This window comes from Pseudomonas trivialis (assembly GCF_001439805.1).
GTDB lineage: Bacteria > Pseudomonadota > Gammaproteobacteria > Pseudomonadales > Pseudomonadaceae > Aquipseudomonas > Aquipseudomonas trivialis.
Window position 1 is genome coordinate 72,903 of sequence record NZ_JYLK01000003.1, and the last position, 18,437, is coordinate 91,339.

The 18,437-nt window shown below is 59.3% G+C and carries 15 protein-coding genes and 1 pseudogene; 11 read left to right on the forward strand and 5 right to left on the reverse strand.

The genetic code is table 11. From position 1 onward, the window contains the following. The first annotated feature begins 54 nt into the window (after nucleotides 1-54). Nucleotides 55-1,398 (forward strand): imelysin family protein, encoded by a 1,344-nt coding sequence (locus tag TU79_RS05825; RefSeq protein WP_057007135.1) that lies wholly within the window; start codon nucleotides 55-57, stop codon nucleotides 1,396-1,398. A gap of 59 nt (nucleotides 1,399-1,457) precedes the next feature. Here the strand turns inward: TU79_RS05825 and TU79_RS05830 are convergent, their stop codons facing one another. Continuing rightward, entirely contained in the window at nucleotides 1,458-5,594 is a 4,137-nt protein-coding gene (locus TU79_RS05830) for a hypothetical protein (protein WP_057007136.1), read from the reverse strand. A 136-nt stretch (nucleotides 5,595-5,730) separates the two neighbouring features. On the opposite strand from TU79_RS05830, the gene TU79_RS05835 reads away from it, so the two are divergent. Then, nucleotides 5,731-7,185 (forward strand): TrkH family potassium uptake protein, encoded by a 1,455-nt coding sequence (locus tag TU79_RS05835; protein ID WP_057007137.1) that lies wholly within the window; start codon nucleotides 5,731-5,733, stop codon nucleotides 7,183-7,185. Here TU79_RS05835 and TU79_RS05840 read toward each other — a convergent pair. Further along, nucleotides 7,142-8,200 (reverse strand): AraC family transcriptional regulator, encoded by a 1,059-nt coding sequence (locus TU79_RS05840; protein ID WP_057007138.1) that lies wholly within the window; start codon nucleotides 8,198-8,200, stop codon nucleotides 7,142-7,144. The genes TU79_RS05835 and TU79_RS05840 overlap by 44 nt on opposite strands. Nucleotides 8,201-8,360: 160 nt before the next feature. Between TU79_RS05840 and TU79_RS05845 the strand changes: the two genes are divergently transcribed. The 4 genes from TU79_RS05845 (at nucleotide 8,361) to TU79_RS05855 (ending at nucleotide 10,465) form a co-directional block, all read left to right on the forward strand. Next, the gene (locus TU79_RS05845; protein ID WP_057007359.1) at nucleotides 8,361-8,672 is read left to right on the forward strand and encodes an Mpo1-like protein; all 312 of its coding nucleotides are present in this window, start codon (nucleotides 8,361-8,363) and stop codon (nucleotides 8,670-8,672) included. Nucleotides 8,673-8,788: 116 nt separating this feature from the next. Further along, nucleotides 8,789-8,917, forward strand: a complete 129-nt coding sequence (locus TU79_RS26710) for a hypothetical protein (protein WP_269457977.1) — start codon at nucleotides 8,789-8,791, stop codon at nucleotides 8,915-8,917. Nucleotides 8,918-8,988: 71 nt separating this feature from the next. Then, a complete protein-coding gene (locus TU79_RS05850) occupies nucleotides 8,989-9,174 on the forward strand; it encodes a hypothetical protein (RefSeq protein ID WP_057007139.1) in 186 nt (61 codons plus the stop codon). 94 nt (nucleotides 9,175-9,268) lie between these two features. Further along, nucleotides 9,269-10,465, forward strand: a complete 1,197-nt coding sequence (locus tag TU79_RS05855) for an MFS transporter (RefSeq protein WP_057007140.1) — start codon at nucleotides 9,269-9,271, stop codon at nucleotides 10,463-10,465. Here TU79_RS05855 and arfB read toward each other — a convergent pair. Beyond that, nucleotides 10,462-10,875: an alternative ribosome rescue aminoacyl-tRNA hydrolase ArfB gene (arfB, locus tag TU79_RS05860; protein ID WP_057007141.1), complete on the reverse strand. Its 414-nt coding sequence runs from the start codon at nucleotides 10,873-10,875 to the stop codon at nucleotides 10,462-10,464. The two genes, TU79_RS05855 and arfB, sit on opposite strands and share 4 nt — an antisense overlap. A gap of 249 nt (nucleotides 10,876-11,124) precedes the next feature. Here arfB and TU79_RS05865 point away from each other — a divergent pair, with 249 nt between their 5' ends. Together TU79_RS05865 and TU79_RS05870 are read left to right on the forward strand one after the other, a co-directional pair. Then, the gene (locus TU79_RS05865) at nucleotides 11,125-12,381 is read left to right on the forward strand and encodes an AAA family ATPase (protein WP_057007360.1); all 1,257 of its coding nucleotides are present in this window, start codon (nucleotides 11,125-11,127) and stop codon (nucleotides 12,379-12,381) included. Nucleotides 12,382-12,383: 2 nt separating this feature from the next. Then, the gene (locus TU79_RS05870; RefSeq protein WP_057007142.1) at nucleotides 12,384-13,010 is read left to right on the forward strand and encodes an RloB family protein; all 627 of its coding nucleotides are present in this window, start codon (nucleotides 12,384-12,386) and stop codon (nucleotides 13,008-13,010) included. 41 nt (nucleotides 13,011-13,051) lie between these two features. Here TU79_RS05870 and TU79_RS05875 read toward each other — a convergent pair whose 3' ends face one another. Further along, nucleotides 13,052-14,473 (reverse strand): amino acid permease, encoded by a 1,422-nt coding sequence (locus TU79_RS05875; RefSeq protein ID WP_057007143.1) that lies wholly within the window; start codon nucleotides 14,471-14,473, stop codon nucleotides 13,052-13,054. Between the two features lie 647 nt (nucleotides 14,474-15,120). Between TU79_RS05875 and TU79_RS26250 the strand changes: the two genes are divergently transcribed. The 3 genes and pseudogenes from TU79_RS26250 to TU79_RS05890 all read left to right on the forward strand — a co-directional run. Next, the gene (locus TU79_RS26250) at nucleotides 15,121-15,258 is read left to right on the forward strand and encodes a hypothetical protein (protein ID WP_003237751.1); all 138 of its coding nucleotides are present in this window, start codon (nucleotides 15,121-15,123) and stop codon (nucleotides 15,256-15,258) included. Between the two features lie 73 nt (nucleotides 15,259-15,331). Further along, a complete protein-coding gene (locus tag TU79_RS05885) occupies nucleotides 15,332-16,291 on the forward strand; it encodes a CgnE/CgnB domain-containing protein (RefSeq protein WP_057007144.1) in 960 nt (319 codons plus the stop codon). Nucleotides 16,292-16,334: 43 nt separating this feature from the next. Continuing rightward, a pseudogene (locus tag TU79_RS05890) lies at nucleotides 16,335-17,075 on the forward strand (transposase); the annotation flags it as partial. Nucleotides 17,076-17,207: 132 nt separating this feature from the next. Here TU79_RS05890 and rluB read toward each other — a convergent pair. Beyond that, a complete protein-coding gene (rluB, locus tag TU79_RS05895) occupies nucleotides 17,208-18,431 on the reverse strand; it encodes a 23S rRNA pseudouridine(2605) synthase RluB (protein WP_057007145.1) in 1,224 nt (407 codons plus the stop codon). Nucleotides 18,432-18,437: the final 6 nt, after the last annotated feature.

Genomic DNA, 18,437 nt, shown 5'->3' on the forward strand with positions numbered 1-18,437 from the left:
CAGTTTTTGCGCGCTCCCGCGCGCCCTATCAACACTCGAAGCAGGATGTTCGCCATGATCCGTATGCCCCTGGCCACCGCCAGTCTGCTGGCCATTGCCATTTCTCTCGCCGGTTGCGGCGAAGGTAAAGACAAGGCTGCAGCACCCCAGGCGCCGACCCCGGCTGCCAGCACCACCGCTCCAGCGGCTGCCGCTCAGGCAGGCAACGTTGACGAGGCGGCCGCCAAGGCTGTGGTCGCGCATTACGCTGACATGGTGTTCGCGGTGTACAGCGATGCCGAGTCCACCGCAAAAACCCTGCAGACCGCCGTCGACACGTTCCTCGCCAATCCGAACGATGAAACCCTCAAAGCCGCGCGCACCGCCTGGGTCGCCGCGCGCGTGCCTTACCTGCAGAGTGAAGTGTTCCGCTTCGGCAACACCATCATCGACGACTGGGAAGGTCAGGTGAACGCCTGGCCCCTGGACGAAGGCCTGATCGACTACACCGACAAATCCTACGAGCACGCCCTGGGCAACCCGGGCGCTACCGCCAACATCATCGCCAACAATGAGATCCAGGTCGGCGAAGACAAGGTCGACGTCAAAGACATCACCCCGGAAAAACTCGCCAGCCTCAATGAGCTGGGCGGCTCCGAGGCCAACGTCGCCACGGGTTACCACGCCATCGAATTCCTGCTGTGGGGCCAGGACCTCAACGGCACCGGCCCGGGCGCCGGCAACCGCCCCGCTTCGGACTACCTGACCGGCGACGGAGCCACCGGCGGCCACAACGAGCGCCGTCGCACCTACCTGCGTTCGGTGACTCAATTGCTGGTCAGCGACCTCGAGGAAATGGTCGGCAACTGGAAGCCCAACGTCGAAGACAATTACCGCGCCACCCTGGAGTCGGAACCTGCCACCGACGGCCTGCGTAAAATGCTGTTCGGCATGGGCAGCCTGTCCCTGGGTGAACTGGCCGGTGAACGCATGAAGGTGTCCCTGGAAGCCAACTCGCCGGAAGACGAACAGGATTGCTTCAGCGACAACACTCACAATTCGCACTTCTACGACGCCAAGGGCATCCGCAACGTCTACCTGGGCGAGTACACCCGCGTCGACGGCACCAAAATGACCGGCGCCAGCCTGTCATCCCTGGTGGCCAAGGCCGACCCGGCTGCCGACGCAGCACTCAAGGCCGACCTGGCCGCGACCGAAGCGAAGATCCAGGTCATGGTTGACCACGCAGGCAAAGGTGAGCACTACGACCAACTGATCGCCGCCGGTAACGATGCGGGCAACCAGATCGTGCGTGACGCCATTGCGGCGCTGGTCAAGCAGACCGGTTCGATCGAAGCCGCTGCCGGCAAGCTGGGTATCAGCGACCTGAACCCGGACAGCGCTGATCACGAGTTCTGATCAACAGCAAGGCTGGTGAAATGCCCCGATTGGTTCGGGGCATTTTTTTGCCTGCCTCATTACACCCGTATGATGAAAATAGATGCAGCTCCCCCTTCAACAGGCATGTGCACGCCTCCCACCAATGGCACAAGGCTGTTGCTCGCCCGGGCCGCCGTTACCTTCTCACGGGCGAAGGCCGTCATGAGCAAATCGACAGGTGATGCGGGGCTGCCCTGACCGTCGATAATGTCGCCCACTACTCTACGCAGCCGTAACCAGTACACCGCCTCGCGACCAGGACGCCTGAAGAGCAGCTCAGCGCTCACGTTGTAGCCGGTGATGATGCGGTAACCATTACGCCGGAGCACTTCGGTCATCAGTAACTTGAGGGCGCCATGGGCGCGGTTGGTCACCACACGCTGCAAGGCAACCCAGATACGTTCGGTGCGCAGACTCAGGTGCGTGTACTGCCCTGCGCGCCGGTCCAGGCGCCAGTTGCCATCGACCATTCTTGGCGTTGTGGGGAGCATCAAGTGCGGGTCGGCTGAACGTGCCTGTGTAGACCCTTGCACACCGCGCCAGTCCAACAAGGCTTCCCACATGCCGACCATTCCTTTGTTGGTCAGCCCATTCGGGTTATGCACATTGAACAGGGCACGGGCGACGTCAACCTGGCTGGAGGCCGTCAACATCGGAAAAGCGTCGCCCACCGACCCTGACAGCGTCTTTTGGAAGGTCAGCTCGGAGGTATTGATCCAGCGACCGTCGTCTGGCGCAAAACGGGCCAAGCGTGGCTGGTCATACGGATCCGCCCTGAGCAATGATTCAAATTGATCGTAGGTGTGCAGTGACTGGTGAGGGTCGCGCATGAACACGTATTCGGAGTGCGCCTGCGCGCCGGAAGGCAGCACAGCGTAATAACGCTGATCAATTTCTATGTAGTCAGTCCCGACCCATCGCGCAGCCCCGCCGGTACGCCGATAAATGCCCAGGCCGCCGTCAAGCAGCTGGCGTTCGACCGGATCAATGGCCTGCCCCCAGTCAATGAAACGCTCGACAGGCGGACGGTTGGATGCTGCTCGGCTGGGGCCCGGTTGCGGTTCGATGGCGGTCGGCGCCGCGCCGGGCAACTCGCCGCCGCGCAGGCGCATGGACAAACGCTGCGGCGTGACACGCAAATGCAGATTGAAAGCGTCCAGTGAGGCGCCCGCCCTCAGGGTTTGAACCACATCCAGCTGAAATTCGAGTTCGCGTCCCCGTGGAAAATTGAATGAGTCAAACACCAGACGGGCCTGGTGTTCGGTGAGGAATGGATAGAGTTCCATCAACTGTTGAGTCGGTGACACTCCCCCTCTCAATCCCGTACCGGGATGAGACCCCACTTCCCAGTGCCCTGTGGCGTCGAGGCGGATCGGTTCATGGTGATAGCGATGAGGTTTACGCGCATCCTTGACCCGCCAGGCCTTTTCACCCCCTTCATCGAGGAGCGAGAACCAGCGGTTCTGCTCATTGAGGAAGTACTGCCGGGCGCCAGCCTCGCCGGAGGTATTGTAATAGAGCCCCTTGCCCTCCCAGCCCGCAAGAACCTGCACCTCACCGGGTTTGTTGCGCAGCGCCATCAGCGGGTTCACACCGCGAGATGCCGTTGTCGCGACGCGAGCGCCGGCCAGCCCACCCATTGCTCCGTCCACCAGCGCGCCAGTGAACTCGCCCAATGCGCGCACCAGGTAGTGAGCCGTCTCTGAGCGATCACTCAGGCTGGCGGCATCCACCGCGTTGAATATCGAAAACAGGCTTCTGGCCAGACCAATGGGTACCATGACCTTGATCGGCAACACCATGGACGCGATGTCGAACGCCGCCGTGGCCACCGCAATGCCCGTGTCGATGTCGGTTTGCGCGGTGGTGGTCGACAGGGCTGCGGCATCGTTGATCGCGAAATTCGCCTCCACCTCATAGGCCTCCTCCAGGAAGTGGTTGGCAATCCTCGGCATGTGCACCAGCGTAAAATCGCCGCGCCCTTGCAAAATCGAACGAATACGGCGCTGCTGCGCACGCTCGACGCGGCTCACAAGGTAGTTGCGCCACGAGCTGTTGAACGTGAAACCGCTGAACAGCTGCGCATCGGGAAACTCATGAAAAACTCGGCCTGCGGGCGCTTGCGGGGCGTAGACCACCGTTGAACCGACACTCGAAGAAGCCGTGCGAAACAGCCACACCCCACGCACCCGCTCCCCACGCAGCTTCAAGCATTGCACCAGGATGCGGTGTCCCTCGACGGTTTCGCGCTGATCGCTGTCAACAGGCTGGTCAAGCACCACGCGCACCCAGTTGAAACCGCGCTCCAGACGGTCGGGCAGAAAGTCACCGGCAATTTTCGCTTCAATCGCATCCAGCCGCACCTGCAATGCCAGGCAGCGAGCGAATTGGCCTTTTTGCGCCAGGGCCTCGGGCGAGGTGATCAGCCGGTCCTTTAAAAACACATCATAACGGTTGCCGATATTGGCGCTGCGCACCAACTCCTTGACCTGTTCGACGGTCAGGGCGGTATAGGGCGCGCCGCTCTTGTCGGTCAACCGGGAGAAATGGGTGAAATTAAAGTCCAGCCCGCCCACGTTCTCGAGGGCCAACTCGGTGAGGCTGCTTTTACGCTGTTGGTAGCGCGGCGCGTCCTGCACATGGGGTGCCGCCGCGGGAGCACCCGGCACAAAAGGCACCGACGAGACCTGCGGCGCTCGCATATGGACCAGAATCGCGTCGGGGTCGTCCTGTATCGCGTAGTCCATCTGCAAACGCTCACGCAATTGCGCCTTGCTGTAGGCCAGCAACCTGGATTTATCACTGAACTGGGCAAAGGAAGGCAATCCTTCAGTCTCGGGCAGGTTTGCCAGCGCATCGCTGTAGGCGCGCATGGCAGCTTGCCAGGCCAGCTTGTCGGCATCGGTCGCGCTTTCAAGAAAGGTTTCGAGCTGGGCCTTCCCGCGTTTTTTCAAACGCGCCACCGGCACCATGCGTCCATTGAACGCACGCTCCAGATCCGTCACGTCGTCCAGGCTCTGCGGCAGGCCTGAGCGGTCCCCTTGCAGGTCATGCGACTGGTAGCGGGCGACGGTCGCGATGAAATTTTCCTGGAGCTTGCGGCACTGGTCTTCCATGCAATGGCTGAAGGGCGAGTCCAGCCACTCCAGGTAGCGGATTTGCTCATCGGCTTTGGCCTCGCGGTGCAGAGCCAAGCCAAGGGACTGGTCTTTGTCGGCCATCAATTGCAGCAGATGGGTGAACTCCACGGGATGGTTCAAGCGTCGATGCAGTTCGCGGTCGAGGCTGGCCAGGGAGTCAAACGCCTCCACACCTTCGTCAGGCCAGCACACCAGCACGATGCCCAGGTTGCTCGTCGCCTGGACCGCGCGCACCTGCGCCGCGGCAGGCGTGTCGGTTTCCCAGGTGACCTCGGCGTCCTGCGGGTCGCGGGCGGTCAGCACAAACGCGCCGTAAAGGGGAAGGTTCGCAGCCTCTGCCCCCTTGAGCGCCAGCCCAAAGACGCACGGTTTGTAGCCCTTCAGCGCCTGACGAGCCAGGGCGTCGGGAAAGCGTGTGACGCTCTCGAACAAGGCCTCACCTGCCGCGCTAACCAGCCCGTCGTTTTTGAGCAAGGCCACTTCGGTACGCGCCTGTTCGATCCGCAAAGCCAGCAGACGCTGCCTGCGCGTGCCGGTATCGGTCGCGCCCAGCGGTGACTGATCCCAATAAGCCTGGATGAAAGCCTGATACCGCGACGCCAAACCGCTGGCCAGGTCGTCGACAAATTCGTCAAACGCCTTGGCGGTCAACCCGGCAATGGGCTGCATTGCGCCTCCTTCATCGGACACGTGACGGAACTGCGCGTTGCGACTGGCTTGAGCGGATGCCTGGCCTGTCACGATGCGCTGCACCACCGCATCCATCACCGTCGGCGGCAGGGGCTGTATCTGGGCTGACGCAGCATCGCGAGATTCAAGGTACACCTGGCGCACCTTCGGCTTAGGCTCCAACTCGCCACAGTGCTGATCAAAGGCATGCTGCACAAAAGCCTCGAACTCAGGCTGTGGCGCCAACAACTCCATGACCTGCAGATTGAGCGTGGACAGCTTCTGCACCAAGGCCATCTGTGACGGCGTGTCCTGGGCATTCAGTCGGCGTATCAGCGGCGTGCTGGTTAAGGATTCAAACGGCATGGCAGGTCTCTTCATGGAATTCGTAAGTCCCCATGCTGCTCAACCACACTGCCGTATGTGCTTTATACATGTGTCGGTTTACATGCCCTGAACCCCAGGTAGAATGGCGCCTTCCGCGATCACCCGAGCAGACTTCATGGCGTTGCCGACACTACGCATCATCGGTTTCATCATCGGCATCTTCCTGATCACCCTCGCGATCGCCATGGTCGTCCCCATGGCGACCCTGGTGATATTCGAGCGCACCGGCGACCTGCCTTCGTTCCTGTGGGCCAGCCTGATCACCTTTATCGCCGGCCTGGCCCTGGTGATTCCGGGCCGCCCCGAGCATGTGCACCTGCGCCCGCGGGACATGTACCTGCTTACGGTGACAAGCTGGGTGGTGGTGTGCATATTCGCCGCGCTGCCGTTTTTGCTGACTCAGCACATCAGTTACACCGACTCGTTTTTCGAAAGCATGTCCGGCATCACCGCCACCGGTTCCACGGTATTGAGCGGGCTGGACAGCATGTCGCCAGGCATCCTGATATGGCGCTCGATGCTGCACTGGCTGGGGGGTATTGGCTTTATCGGCATGGCGGTGGCGATCCTGCCGCTGCTGCGCATTGGTGGCATGCGCCTGTTCCAGACCGAGTCCTCGGACCGCTCGGAAAAGGTCATGCCGCGCTCGCACATGGTGGCGCGCCTGATCGTGGCGGCCTACGTCGGCATCACCATCCTCGGCAGCCTGGCGTTCTGGTGGGCCGGGATGGGCCTGTTCGATGCGATCAATCATGCAATGTCGGCGATTTCCACCGGTGGCTTTTCCACCTCCGACGAGTCCCTTGCGCACTGGAAACAACCGGCCGTGCACTGGGTGGCGGTGGTAGTGATGATCCTCGGCAGCTTGCCGTTCACCCTGTATGTGGCCACCTTGCGCGGCAACCGCCGGGCACTGCTCAGGGATCAGCAGGTACAGGGCCTGCTCGGTTTGCTGGTGGTGACCTGGCTGGTGCTCGGCACCTGGTACTGGTGGACCACCCACCTGCATTGGCTGGAGGCGCTGCGCCATGTGGCGTTGAACGTCACCTCGGTGGTGACCACCACCGGCTTCGCCCTGGGCGACTACAGCCTGTGGGGCAACTTCTCACTGATGCTGTTTTTCTACCTGGGCTTTATCGGCGGCTGCTCGGGCTCGACCGCCGGCGGGATCAAGATTTTCCGCTTCCAGGTCGCCTATATCCTGCTCAAGGCCAACTTGAACCAGTTGATTCACCCGCGCGCGGTGATCAAGCAGAAGTACAACGGCCATCGCCTCGACGAAGAAATCGTGCGGTCGATCCTGACCTTTTCGTTTTTCTTCGCCATTACCATCTGCGCCATCGCCCTGGCCTTGTCGTTGCTGGGCCTGGACTGGATGACCGCGCTGACCGGCGCCGCCAGTACCGTGTCTGGAGTAGGCCCAGGCCTTGGCGAAACCATCGGGCCGGCCGGCAATTTTTCCAGCCTGCCGGATGCGGCCAAGTGGATCCTGTCGCTGGGGATGCTGCTGGGCCGGCTGGAAATCATTACGGTCTTTGTTCTATGCATTCCGGCGTTCTGGCGTCATTGACGGCCGACGTCTGCAGCAGCCGCGCCCGGTACTCGCCGGGCGTGGCATCGAACCAGCGACGAAATGCGCGGAAGAAGTTGCTCGGGTCGGCAAAGCCCAGCAGGTAGGCGATTTCCAGCAGAGTCATGCTCGGCTGCGCCAGGTACTGCTCGGCCAGTTCGCGACGGGTGTCGTCGAGCAGCGCCTGGAAACTGGTGCCCTCCTCCTGCAAGCGACGTTGCAAGGTGCGCTGTGAGAGGTGCAGGGTCTGGGCCACCACTTCACGCTTGGGTTCGCCCTGGGGCAGCAGGCGACACAGCACCTGGCGTGCCTTGTGGGTCACGCGGCTTTCGGAGAATCGCGCCAGGTACTCACCGGCAAAGCGGTCGTGCAGCAGCGCCATGGCCTCGTTGGCCGTGGGCAGCGGCGCGTCCATGTCGGCGCGTTCAAAGATCAGCGCGTCATAGGGCGCATCGAACTCCAGGGGGGCGTGGAACGCTTGCCTGTAGGGCGCAAGATCCGTCGGCTGCGCGCCCTGCAACAACACCTTGCGCGGTTGCAGAGTGCGCCCGGTCAACCAGCCGCACAGCGCCAAGGCACTGGCCAGTGACGCTTCGGCGCTTTGCCGGGTGGGAGGGAGGTGGTCGCCATGCACGGTCAAAATCAGCGCATAACCTTCGGGTAAAAGCCTGAAACTCAAGTCAGCGCTTTCGGCAATGATGCGCTGGTAACGCACCAGGCGCATGAAGCCTTCGGCCAGGGTGTTGCTGGACATCAGCGCATACCCGGCCACATGAAACGACGCCGGGCGCACCACCTTGCCCATGTTCAGTCCAATCGCCGGGTTGCCCGACAACTCCACCGCACGCTGCCACAGACGCGTCATCGAATCCTGCGGGAAACGTGCATCGGGGTCGCTGAGCGCGGCGTAGTCCAGGCCCAGTTGCCTGAACAAGGCACGGCAATCCAGGCCGTCCATTTCCAATGCCTTGACTATCCCCATCGCCCAGCTTGCAGAAGTTGTTCGTTCGCTCATGGCGTCTTCTTAATTAGGCTGGCTTGAACGGCAGCCAGGAAGCCAAGGATACTAAAGTGGCATCTATTGTCACTGGCTGTTACCACTGATCACTCTAGACTCAATTAAGCTCCCCGCCGAACATCTGTTGGGCGATACAACAATCAAAGGGCCGTCGATCTTGGAAAATGTCAGGAAATTCACCAGTTTTGCCGAATTCTACCCGTACTACCTGCGTGAACATGGCAACAGCACCTGCCGCCGCCTGCACTTTATCGGCACCACGCTGGTGATCGGGATTCTGGCGTATGCCATTGGCAGAGGCTCATTGGCCCTGCTGATCGCCGTGCCGATTGCCGGCTACGGCTTTGCCTGGGTTGGCCACTTCTTCTTCGAAAAGAACCGTCCGGCAACCTTTCAGCATCCGTTCTACAGCTTGCTGGGGGATTTTGTGATGTACCGCGACATGATTCTGGGCAAGGTGCCCTTCTAGCGGCGCAGCGATTTAATAGTCTGTTTGTCATTTACAGTGCTGTATCCTGCCAAGGCTTTTTGAGCGCGCGCAATTACCTGCGATTGAACAAACAGACTTTGCAAGGAGCGACGACGATGCACGAGATACCTAATCTCCCCTTCCCAAGCCTGCACGAAACTGAGCAGCCAACCCCGCAACAGGCCAGCGAGAAGCAGCCTGAAGCCAAACAAGCACAACCAGTGGCCAGCGAAAGCCAGGACTGACGCCGTACCAGACCGTGTGGAAAGCGCAATGTGAGCGCTTTCCACACTGCCTGAACCATGAGATACCCGCCATGACCGATCAATCCCCCACTACCACCCCCGACGCCGCCGTACTCGACACTGCCTTGCAGATGGTCGAGGTGTGGAACCGCCTCAGCGAAAACAAGCAAGCGCTATTGCTCAAGCGCTTCGGCACCCAGGAAAACGCACTCGCCGCCCTGGTCACCACGCAACTGCTGGCCCCTGCCAAACCCTGATCCCCGATTTTTTCTTTTTGCCACCCTGCACAGGCGCAAGCATCGGTATCATTAGCAGCCTATCTTTACCTGCTGCGACAGTGGACCCTTTCCCATGCCAGATACCCAGCGCCCCATGGCGGTCACGCTGCAAGTTGTTTCCATCGTGCTGTTCACCTTTATCGGCTACCTGAACATCGGCATCCCCCTGGCCGTGCTGCCGGGCTATGTCCACAGCGAGCTGGGTTATGGCGCGGTCATCGCAGGGCTGGTGATCAGTGTGCAATACCTGGCTACCCTGCTGAGCCGACCCTACGCCGGACGCATGATCGACACCCTGGGCTGCAAGCGCGCGGTGCTGATCGGCATGGCCGGTTGTGGCTTGAGCGGTGTGTTCATGCTGCTCGCGGCGTGGCTTGCGAGCTTTCCGGCGCTCAGCCTGGCCAGCCTGTTTATCGGCCGGCTGGTGCTGGGCAGCGCCGAGAGCCTGGTCGGCTCGGGCGCCATCGGCTGGGGCATCGGCCGTGTGGGTGCGGCGAACACCGCCAAAGTCATCTCGTGGAACGGCATCGCCAGCTACGGTGCACTGGCCATCGGCGCGCCGTTGGGTGTGGTATTGGTCAGCCAGCTCGGGCTGTGGAGCATGGGTGTCAGCATCATTTTGCTGGGGGCGTTGGGCGTGGCGCTGGGCTGGCGCAAGGAGGCAGTGCCGATTGTGGCCGGTGTGCGCCTGCCGTTCATGAATGTACTGGGCCGGGTTTTCCCACACGGCTGCGCGCTGGCGTTGGGCTCTATCGGCTTTGGCACCATCGCCACCTTTATCACCTTGTACTACACCACCCAGCATTGGGATAACGCGGTGTGGGCCCTGAGCCTGTTCGGTGCCAGCTTCATCGGCGCGCGGCTGTTGTTCGGCAACCTGATCAACCGCATTGGCGGTTTTCGCGTGGCGATTGCGTGCCTGTCGGTGGAAATTCTTGGCCTGCTGCTGTTATGGCTGGCGCCGGACGCGCAATGGGCACTGGCCGGCGCGGCGTTGAGCGGCTTCGGATTTTCCCTGGTGTTTCCGGCGTTGGGCGTGGAAGCGGTCAACCTGGTGCCAGCCTCCAGCCGTGGCTCTGCGGTGGGGGCCTACTCGCTGTTTATCGACTTGTCGCTGGGCATTACCGGCCCGTTGGCAGGAGCCGTGGCGGCGGGGTTCGGTTTTGCCTCGATCTTCCTGTTCGCCGCGCTTGCCGCCCTGGGTGGCATGCTGCTGTGCCTGTACCTGTACCGCCAGGCACCCAAGGCCCGCGAAGCGCGCAACGCCTAGAAGTCGACCTTGCCGCGCCCGGCCTTGATGCTGCCGCGCTTGGTCTTGGACTCCAGCCGACGCTTTTTCGAACCCAGCGTGGGCTTGGTGGGCCGGCGCTTCTTCTCGACCTTGGTGGCGCTCTGGATCAACTCCACGAGACGCTCCAGCGCATCGGCCCGGTTCTGTTCCTGGGTCCGGTATTGCTGGGCCTTGAGCACCAGCACGCCGTCACTGGTAATCCGACTGTCGCGCAGCGCCAGCAGGCGCTCCTTGTAGAATTCCGGCAACGACGACGCCGGAATATCAAAGCGCAGGTGCACCGCACTCGACACCTTGTTGACGTTCTGCCCACCCGCGCCCTGGGCGCGAATTGCAGTCAGCTCGATCTCGGCGTCGGGGAGGTGGACGGTGTTGGAAATCACCAGCATTACTTGGAAACCTTAGGAAAACGGATAGGTCAGGTAGCTTACGGAATCGGAGCCTGGGCTCTACAGACCGCGCCCCTACCGAACAGTTTGGCATCGTTGACGCGAAACCCGTTCAACTCTGTAGCGCGCGGGATCGTAGCAGCCTACGGATTATCACGTGAAATATGGCGAAGTGCAGAAAATATGCAGCTACTTTCAATATTAGCTATATTTAGCACCTACAAGCATCCTCAACTGCGGGCTTTCTGCATGTTAATCGAATTTTCTGTCAGTAATTTTCGTTCCTTTCGGGAGAAGCAGACCCTGTCGATGGTCGCTTCGCCTCGTTTGGGGAAGAAACAAAATGTTTTTGATCCAGAGGTGGCTGGAGAGGATTTTCCAAAGCTTCTGAAAGTGGCCGCTATTTATGGGCCAAACGCGTCGGGCAAATCGAATCTTGTAAAGGCCATTAACTTAATATCCGATCTGTTACATAAAAAGCCAGGTGACAGCCATTTAATCCCCGCTGATCCATTCCGCTTTGATCGAGAGCTTGTAGACAAACCCAGCGAATTTGAAATGAACTTCATTCATGAAGGCACTCGCTTTCAATTCATATTAAAAACGACAGCCGAACGCATATTTGAAGAAACACTTTTCTTTTTCCCTAAAGGAAAAGAACATCTACTTTACTCAAGAAAACTTAGTTCCGAGACCGTTGAGAACTATACGTTTGGGGCATTGCTTGAAGGAGGCACCATCGTTCATGAAGCATGGAGAAGGCTAACCCCGCCTAACTCTTTATTCTTGGCGCAGGCGGTACTTAACAGCAGCGAAGACTTACAACAACTGAAGTCACCTTATGAGTGGCTTAAAAACTCAAACATGTGTATTGGCCAAAATGGTATAACCACTTGGTCGATAGCATCTCGTTCAATGATGATGCATAGTCCGGTGACAAAAAGTGCGTTACAAGACTTTCTTCAGCACCTAGATGTACCCATTACAGGGATACGTTTCGAAGAGAGTGAAAAATTTAAATCCGAAATAGGGCCAGCGTCTAAAATCAACGACTATGTAAAGCTAGTAGAAAGCGAAGCGAAAACAAAGCTCACGCACACCACAGCACTAGGCGACGCGGAGTTCGACTTCACCGAGGAGTCCGGAGGCACCCAAAACCTAATGGGCTTCTGGATTCCATGGCTTCACCTTCATGCAAAAAGTAGTGAAAAAGTAGTTGTCGTTGATGAACTCGACAGCAGTATCCATCCGAAAATTGTAGAACTATTAGTTGAAAATCACTTGGTCGCAGATAAAAAGTCTCAATTAATATTCACCACCCACGACACGCACCTCATGAACACTAAACTTCTGCGACGAGACCAATTCTGGCTTACCGAGCGCGACGCAAATGGCGCAACCCAAGTATTTTCCATACACGACTTTCAAGGAAGAGGCAGTGAAGATATTGAAAAGCGTTATTACGAAGGTCGCTATCGCGGTTTGCCGATCTTGAGCAGGAGCTAATAATGGCTCGTACAGCTGACTCTTTCAGGAGAAGAGAGCCCAGGTTTCAACAGCAACCCACTGTGTTGGTCATCTGTGAGGACTTGCAGTCCAGCAAGGTTTATCTGGAAGATGCAGCCATGCACTTTCGATCCCACGCAGAGATAGAAATCATGCACTGTGGCGTCACCCATCCAAAGGGAATTGTGGAGTACGCCATTGAACGTCAGCGCAAGTTCGACAAGGTCTTTTGTGCCATCGACCGTGACACGCATGAGTCCTTTGATGAGGCTATACGGCTGTCAAAAGCACACGACAAGATAACTGTCATCGCCTCTTACCCCTGCTTTGAATATTGGCTACTGCTGCACTTTGGCTACACCCGGAAACCCTATTCGCGGTCAGGAAAGTACTCTGCAGGCGATCAGGTCGGCGCAGATCTGAGAGACAAACCAGGAATGGCTGATTACGCCAAATCAGGCCTGAAAGGCTATTTTAAGATGCTTGCAGGCGAGAAATTCGAAAGCGCGCGAAAGCACTCACCGAGAAGCCTGGCGGACGCCATGAAGAGCGGCGACAGAAACCCAAGCACCGAAATTCACTTGCTGATGGATGAGTTCGAAGCCCTCTCAAAACCAAAAGCCTTATAAAAAACCCGACTTAGCGTCGGGTTTTTCCAAGACCAGCTATTTCACTTTACAACCGAAACTGCCGCCATTCGTCGCTCCCGCGCCGCCCGCTTGTTCTTGATGCCATAGCACAGGCCCATGAAGGCCACCCACACCGGAATCGCATACACCGACACCTGAATCCCCGGAATCATCAGCATGATCACCAGGATAAACACCACAAACGCCAGGCAGATGTAATTGCCATACGGATACCACAGCGCCTTGAACAAAGGCACCTGGCCGGTACGGTCCATATGCTGGCGGAATTTGATGTGGGAGTAGCTAATCATCGCCCAGTTGATCACCAACGTGGCCACCACCAGCGACATCAGCAACTCCAGGGCGTGTTGCGGGATGAAGTAGTTCATCAGCACCGCCACCAGGGTGACCGCCGCCGAAGCGAGGATCGCGCGCACCGGCACGCCGCGCTTGTCGATCTTCGCCAGGGCCTTGGGGGCATCGCCCTGTTCGGCCATGCCCAGCAGCATGCGGCTGTTGCAGTAGGTGCCGCTGTTGTACACCGACAATGCCGCGGTCAGCACCACGAAGTTGAGGATGTGCGCCGCCGTGTTGCTGCCCAGCATCGAGAACACCTGCACGAACGGGCTGCCGCTGTAGGGGTCGCCGGACGCGTTGAGGGTGGCCAGCAGGCTGTCCCAGGGTGTCAGCGACAACAGCACCACCAGCGCACCGATGTAGAAAATCAGAATGCGGTAAATCACCTGGTTGATCGCCTTGGGGATCACGGTGCGCGGCTGGTCGGCTTCGGCGGCGGTAAAGCCGAGCATTTCCAGGCCACCGAAGGAGAACATGATGATCGCCATGGCCATCACCAACCCGCCCACGCCATGGGGGAAGAAACCGCCGTGCTCCCACAGGTTGCTCACCGAGGCCTGCGGGCCGCCGCTGCCGCTGACCAGCAGGTAGCTGCCCAGAGCGATCATGCCGACAATCGCCACCACCTTGATGATCGCGAACCAGAACTCGGCCTCACCAAAGACTTTGACGTTGGCCAGGTTGATCAGGTTGATCAGCACGAAGAACGCCGCCGCCGAGACCCAGGTCGGGATTTCCGGCCACCAGTAGTGCACGTACTTGCCAACGGCCGTCAGCTCCGACATGCCCACCAGAATGTACAGAATCCAGCAGTTCCAGCCCGACAGGAAGCCGGCGAAACCGCCCCAGTAGGTGTGGGCAAAGTGACTGAAGGAGCCGGCCACCGGCTCCTCGACGATCATCTCGCCGAGCTGGCGCATGATCATGAAGGCGATGAAGCCGCAGATGGCATAACCCAGGATCATCGACGGGCCGGCGGACTTGAGCACGCCGGCCGAGCCCAGGAACAGCCCGGTGCCGATGGCGCCACCGAGGGCGATTAACTGGATATGGCGATTTTTCAGGCCGCGTTTCAGCTCGCCTGACGGGGAATGGGGTTCACTCATGGATAGGCTCTCACGCAAGGTTTGATGATGTTGAATGCAGGTTGCTGCCTTGAAGTACCGCCTCAAGCAGCGCCGCTCAAACCCCAGCGCAGGCACCAGGAGTACAGCGTCGTTCTAACGGTCATGCGTCACCTGTTTGTTTTTATCTGTGACGAAATCGAACCCGCCAGGCTCGTGGCCGGACGGAGTGATCGGGGTGGGTAAACCCCGGTTCTTGGCCTTGTGCGTGGTATACGCGAGGCGGTCACAGTAAAACGCGGGGCATTGTACACCGCTCGCCCGCTTCGGCACGCCCCAGGAAGGTGCGCGCGACAATCTGTCAGCCAATCCTTACAGCCCAGGCACACGGCTGAAGGACCGGGCATAAGCGTAAATCTATCGTTACAACCCGGAAAGCCTGCGTTACAGCGAGGTTTTTGGGTAGTTTACGAAAAATTGTCGGTTTGGGAATTTCCGAAGAATCGGTTCAGCCAATTGCCTGTTTTTTCTGCATAAACCTTTTTCCGAAAAAAACCGAAGAAAAAATCCAAATGAAACCGTGTCAATAAATATTTTGCATTTTGAAACACTCTCTCCTAGGTTCATTCCACTTGCCAGCGAAGCCCGTTGGCAAGCGTTCTCAAACAACGTCCTCTAGGAGATACACCATGCAAGCACTGGAAAAAGACCTGGAAACTGAACTGCAACTTGACGATTGGTTTGAAGCGCCGACCCATGAGGCCGCCGTTGAAATGATGCAAGCCGACGCCGTTGTGCCATTCGGCACCGCGATGTGGCCGTTCTAATACCCGGCAGGCATTCGGCAGGTGCCGTGCACGGCACCTGCCCCCTTACCCAAGGCACAGAAGGACACACGTCATGGACAAGGCCCGCGCCGTCGAACACTTTCTCTATTACCTCGCTCACCACCCGGCCCTTGAAGGCCTGAGCCGCCCTACCGTGTTGCTGGGCCATACCGAGCGCTACGACGCCATCGCCCAGGCCATCACCCACGGCAGCAACGCCCGTTTCAACTTCCAGGTGCAGCGCCTGGACCTGGCTGCCAGCGACGCCCTGGCCCAGTCCATCGAAGCCTGCGACCTGTACCTGTTTCTCTATGATTCCTCGACCCTGCCCAACCCACGCGCCGAAGGCCCGGACTTCATCCGCGCCTTGCAGGGCGTGATGGCGGAGCATTGGAAGAAATCCCTGCTGTTCAAGGACTATGGCGACTATTTCTACGACACGTTCAGCGTCGCGCCACAGCGCATTGCCGACCTTAACGCCACGCTGATCCGGCGCATGAGCCAGGCCAACGTGCTGAGCTTTACCGACAAGCACGGTTCACGCATTGAGGCGCCGATGAGCAGCATCAAGAAGTGGACCAATATCAACGGGGTCGGCAACCACGACCTCGCCCCCGGCGAGATCGCCACCCACAGTGAAGCCATCAATGGCCAGGTGCGCTTTGTCGGCACCTTTCTGAGCACCATCCCGTTTGCGCGCAAGTACGGCGTGCTGGAGTCTCCGCTGGAGCTGTGGATCGAGAACTCGACTATCTGCAGCGTGGCCAGCGAGGTGCCGGGGCTGGCGGATGACTTCAACAAGTACCTGAATGCCAACCCGTCCAATCGTCGTGTCGAGGAACTGGGGATCGGCACCAACGAAGGGGTGAAGGATTTGTATGCGCGCAATGCGGGCTTCGAGGAGCGCCACTGCGGGTTGCATCTGGGACTGGGCGGCGGGCAGAAAGGCAGCCACCACCTGGACCTGATCTTCGCCAGCGGCGTGTTGGCGCTGGATGACAAGCCGGTGTTTGATGGCACGTTTGCGTTTTAGCAGAACTTCAGGATGACGCAGCTCTCACAGTGGCATTGTGGGCGAGTCCGATGCGCAAAAAATGCGCACGCCTTCTGGCAAGTTCGTGGCGTACAACATCCAAAGCGCCGTGGACGCTGAACATTGTCTGATTCTGCACCATGAGGTAACTCAGGATGGCGCTGATCGGCAGCAGCTTGAGCCAATGGCAAAAGCTGCTAAAACCGAGCTGAATCAATCGCAATTAAGCGTCACGGCCGATGCCGGCTACTCCAATGGCGAACAGTTTCAAGCCTGTGAAGATGTCGGCATCATGGCCTTCGTACCGCCTAATCGCTCGGTCAACAATCAAGGTGACGGTACTGTTTTTTTTGATCGCACGGACTTCAAATACGAGGAACAACGCGACGCTTATCAATGCCCTGGCGGTAAATGGCTAACACTTAAGCAGATGAGCAAAGACAATCGGATTTATCAGGCGACTATCGCCGATTGTGGCGTTTGTCCGTTAAAAAGCCGCTGTACCAAAACGAGCCGCCGCTACCTCACGCGCCATGCTCATGAAGCCGCTTTTGAACGGATGGAGCAGCGAATGCGGGCCCATCCCGAGATGATGGCTAGCCGACGATCTATCGTCGAACACCCCTTCGGTAATCTCAAGCAATGGCTATTTGGCAATGGCCGGTTCTTGCTACGACAGCTGAAAGGCGCCAGAGCCGAAATGGCACTGGCGGTACAAGCCTACAACCTGAAAAGGGCGATCAAGGTGCTCGGAGCACAAAAGCTGATGGCGTTGATGGGCTGAGAGGCCCATTATTTTTCAGATTTCAGAAAAGCCAATGCCCCGACAAGTCGGGGCATTGGCTTTTAAGTAGCGGCAGACTGCGTTTTCACACAGTCCGCCGAAGGTTGGCGTTTTTTTTATGCAGCACTTACATCACTGCGGCTTCTTGCGACCAAACCCAGGACGCTGACCGGAACCGGCCGGGGCGCCACGGCGCTTGCCCGATGGCTCGTCGGCGACCAGTTTCGGGCCGGGACGCTTGTTCACCGCCGGCTTGGCCGGGCGCTTGGTGCTGGCGCTGTCGGCCGGGCGGTCCGCTTCACCACGGTTGCTGCGACCGCCGCTTGGCGCTTCGCCACGGGCAGGGCGCGGGGCGCGCGGTGCACGCTCGCCTTCCTGGCGCGATGGCGCGGCAGGACGACGCTCACCTTCGATCTGCGGTTGACGGGAAATACGTCCGCCGGTCGCCGGCGCATCCAGCGCAGGGCGCAGGGTGCGTGCCACACGCTCGGTGCGGGGCACTGGGCGCGACGATTTGCGCTGCATGCGCTCAAGCTTGTCTTTGCTCTTGGCGTTCATCTGCGGCATGGCGACCGGCGTCAGGCCGACTTCAGCGCTGAGGATGTCGACTTCGTACTGGCTCATTTCGCGCCAGCGGCCCATCGGCAGGTCCGAGTTGAGGAACACCGGGCCGAAACGCACGCGCTTCAGGCGGCTGACCACCAGGCCCTGGGATTCCCACAGGCGGCGCACTTCACGGTTGCGGCCTTCCATCACCACGCAGTGGTACCAGTGGTTGAAACCTTCGCCACCGGGGGCCTGCTTGATGTCGGTGAATTTGGCCGGGCCGTCTTCGAGCACCACGCCCGCCTTGAGGCGTTCGATCATCTCATCGTCGACTTCGCCACGTACGCGCACCGCGTATTCACGGTCCATCTCGTAGGACGGGTGCATCAGGCGGTTGGCCAGCTCACCGTCGGTGGTGAACATCAGCAAGCCGGTGGTGTTGATGTCCAGGCGGCCGATGTTGATCCAGCGGCCTTCCTTGGGCTTGGGCATCTTGTCGAACACGGTCGGACGGCCTTCCGGGTCGTCACGGGTGCAGATCTCGCCGTCGGGCTTGTTGTACATGATCACACGGCGCACCGATTCGGCGGCCTCTTCACGCTTGATGACCTTGCCATCAATGGTGATTGCATCGTGCAAATCGACGCGCTGGCCGAGGGTCGCCTCAACGCCGTTGACCTTGATGCGCTTCTGGGTGATCCAGGCTTCGACGTCGCGGCGCGAGCCCACGCCGATACGCGCCAGCACCTTTTGCAGTTTTTCGCCTGCTGGGCCGATTTCCTGGCTGTCGTTCTGGTCTTTGTCGTTCATCTTAAG

What these genes read in the sequence shown, in the direction of transcription:
- TU79_RS05875 (WP_057007143.1), bottom strand. Translation starts at nt 14,473, where the DNA reads ATGAGTGAACCCCATTCCCCGTCAGGCGAGCTGAAACGCGGCCTGAAA.
- TU79_RS05870 (WP_057007142.1), top strand. Translation starts at nt 12,384, where the DNA reads ATGGCTCGTACAGCTGACTCTTTCAGGAGAAGAGAGCCCAGGTTTCAA.
- rluB (WP_057007145.1), bottom strand. Translation starts at nt 18,431, where the DNA reads ATGAACGACAAAGACCAGAACGACAGCCAGGAAATCGGCCCAGCAGGC.
- TU79_RS26250 (WP_003237751.1), top strand. Translation starts at nt 15,121, where the DNA reads ATGCAAGCACTGGAAAAAGACCTGGAAACTGAACTGCAACTTGACGAT.
- TU79_RS26710 (WP_269457977.1), top strand. Translation starts at nt 8,789, where the DNA reads ATGCACGAGATACCTAATCTCCCCTTCCCAAGCCTGCACGAAACTGAG.
- TU79_RS05830 (WP_057007136.1), bottom strand. Translation starts at nt 5,594, where the DNA reads ATGCCGTTTGAATCCTTAACCAGCACGCCGCTGATACGCCGACTGAAT.
- TU79_RS05855 (WP_057007140.1), top strand. Translation starts at nt 9,269, where the DNA reads ATGCCAGATACCCAGCGCCCCATGGCGGTCACGCTGCAAGTTGTTTCC.
- TU79_RS05825 (WP_057007135.1), top strand. Translation starts at nt 55, where the DNA reads ATGATCCGTATGCCCCTGGCCACCGCCAGTCTGCTGGCCATTGCCATT.
- TU79_RS05850 (WP_057007139.1), top strand. Translation starts at nt 8,989, where the DNA reads ATGACCGATCAATCCCCCACTACCACCCCCGACGCCGCCGTACTCGAC.
- arfB (WP_057007141.1), bottom strand. Translation starts at nt 10,875, where the DNA reads ATGCTGGTGATTTCCAACACCGTCCACCTCCCCGACGCCGAGATCGAG.
- TU79_RS05835 (WP_057007137.1), top strand. Translation starts at nt 5,731, where the DNA reads ATGGCGTTGCCGACACTACGCATCATCGGTTTCATCATCGGCATCTTC.
- TU79_RS05865 (WP_057007360.1), top strand. Translation starts at nt 11,125, where the DNA reads ATGTTAATCGAATTTTCTGTCAGTAATTTTCGTTCCTTTCGGGAGAAG.
- TU79_RS05885 (WP_057007144.1), top strand. Translation starts at nt 15,332, where the DNA reads ATGGACAAGGCCCGCGCCGTCGAACACTTTCTCTATTACCTCGCTCAC.
- TU79_RS05840 (WP_057007138.1), bottom strand. Translation starts at nt 8,200, where the DNA reads ATGAGCGAACGAACAACTTCTGCAAGCTGGGCGATGGGGATAGTCAAG.